The organism is Sphingomonas sp. (genome assembly GCF_031426035.1).
Lineage (GTDB): Bacteria > Pseudomonadota > Alphaproteobacteria > Sphingomonadales > Sphingomonadaceae > Sphingomicrobium.
This window is the reverse complement of the sequence record NZ_JANPKO010000151.1, coordinates 1-2,331: the sequence shown is the minus strand read 5'-3', so window position 1 is coordinate 2,331 and position 2,331 is coordinate 1. Positions and strand designations below refer to the sequence as shown.

The window sequence follows — 2,331 nt, the reverse complement described above, 5'->3', positions numbered from 1 at the left end:
TGGCGCAACGACCGCCACGGCCGCGGCGGCGACCACACCGAGTTCTTGAACGCGGGCTATCCGGCGGTGCGCTTTTCGGTGGCGGTCGAGAATTACAATCACCAGCACCAGGATGTCCGCGTCGAGAACGGCGTCGAATATGGCGACACCATCGACAGAATGGATTTTCCCTATCTCGCCAAGGTCACCCGGCTCAACGTCGCCGCCCTCGCCGCCCTCGCCAGCGCCCCGCCGCCGCCGGAGCCGACGGTCGAGGGGGCGGTGAGCACGGATACGGCAGTTACTATCCCGAGGGTTGATGAAGCGGCGGCGTACGTGATCAGGTGGCGCAGGACAGATGCCAGCCAGTGGAGTGATCGTTTACTTGTCACACCTGCTCATGCCGTGGGTGAAGGCTGCTTCGACAAAGCGTCGACACCGGCGGGAGTAACGACTTGCAAGGTCGAGCTGAAGGGAATCCGCGTCGACGATTGGGTATTCGGCGTGTCCGCGGTCGGCCCCGACGGCTTCGAAAGCCCGGTCGCTTCGGCGGTTCCGGGCGGGGCCTTCAAGCCCTATGTCGCGCCGCCGCCAGACAAAAAGTAGGGTTTCACACGAAGGCACGAAGGCAAAAAGGAAGGCGCGAAGCGCTAGTCTCGGCTTCGCGCCTTCGACTCCTTCTTCGTGCCTTCATGTGAACCACTTTTTCTCGGGATTGCTTCGTTTCATTCGCAATGGTGTTTAGGGGGCTGCCATGCCCCGCAAACCCGCCCCCGGCCTGCCCACCCGCAAGCAGATCCTCGATTTCATCGCGACCTCCGACCAGCCCGCCGGCAAGCGCGAGATCGCGCGGGCGTTCGGGCTCTCCGGGCAGGACAAGATTTCGCTCAAGGTGCTGCTGCGAGACATGGCCGACGAGGGGCTGATCGACGCCTCCCCCGGCCGCGCCTTCCACCAGTCGGGCGGGGTGCCGCGGGTAACGGTCTTGCGGGTGGTCGAGGCCGACGACAGCGGCACGATCTGGGCGGTGCCCGAGCAGTGGCAGGCCGAGGGCCCCGCACCCAAGCTGCGCATCATCGAGCGCGGGCGCCGCGGGGCGCTCGGCATCGGCGACCGCGTGCTGGCGCGGACCGAGGCCAAGGGGCAGGGGCATGTCGCCCACCCGATGAAGAAGCTCGCCAAGTCGGCCGAGCTGGTCCTGGGAGTCGTCCGCCGCGAGGGGGAGCGGCTGTGGCTGTCGCCGGTCGACAAGCGCGAGCGGCGCGAGATCATGATCGGCGAGGTCAAGGACGCCCAGCCCGGCGACCTCGTACTGTGCGAGCTGTCGGGCCGCCCACCGCGCATTTCGGCGCGCGTCGACGCCGTGCTCGGCGACCCGTTCGCGCCGCGCAGCTTCAGCCTGATCGCGATCCACAAGCACGGCCTGCGGCATGAGTTTCGCGAGGAGGCGATTGCCGAAGCCCACCGTGTGGCCAAGACGCCGCTGGGGACACGCGAAGACCTCACCCATCTCCCGATCGTCGCGATCGACCCCGCCGACGCGCGCGACCATGACGATGCGATCTGGGCGAGCCCGCGCGACGACGGCGGGTGGGACGCGATCGTCGCCATCGCCGACGTCAGTTTTTATGTCCGCCCCGGATCTGAGCTCGACAAGGAGCCGCGCGCGCGCGGCAACAGCGTCTATTTCCCTGACCGCGTGGTGCCCATGCTGCCCGAGGAATTGTCGGCCGACATCTGCTCGTTGAAGGCTGGCGAAGAGCGCGCGGCGCTGGCCTGCCATCTGGTCGTCGCCAAGGACGGCAGCCTTAAAAGCTGGAAATTCACGCGCGCGAAGATTTGTGTTGCTGCAAACATTGCGTACGAGGATGCGCAGGCGAGTTACGATGCCATGTTCCCCGGCGAAGGCCGGGGCCCAGGCGCGTCAGCGGCAACCGGCTCCGCCGGCCTGGACCCCGGCCTTCGCCGGGGAACCGTTGAGCCTGCGCTGGTCGGGAGCGCGCTCAAGCCACTGTGGGCGTGCTGGCGGGCGCTTTTGGCCAACCGTAATGCGCGGGAACCGCTCGAGCTCGACATCCCCGAGCGCCGCGTCGTGCTCGACGAGAAAGGCCGCATCCTCTCGGTCGCGCCGCGCGAGCGGCTCGACGCGCATAAGCTCGTCGAGGATTATATGATCGCCGCCAACGTCGCCGCGGCCCGCGCGCTCGAGGCCAAGAAGGCGCCGGTAATGTACCGCGTCCATGAAAGCCCGAGCCGCGAGAAACTGGTCGCGCTGAAGGACTATCTGGCGACCTTCGATGTCGAGTTCGCGCTTGGCCAGGTGATCAGGCCGGCCACTTTCAACCGCATTCT

Annotated in this window: 1 protein-coding gene and 1 pseudogene; both read left to right on the top strand. The window is 67.0% G+C overall.

The annotated features are described in order from the left end of the window. Positions 1-585, top strand: a pseudogene (locus tag RMP08_RS11315) (peptidase M28); the annotation flags it as partial. 148 nt (positions 586-733) lie between these two features. Then, positions 734-2,331, top strand: a 1,598-nt coding sequence (locus RMP08_RS11310; RefSeq protein ID WP_310469105.1) for an RNB domain-containing ribonuclease, incomplete at its 3' end; no start/stop codon positions are given.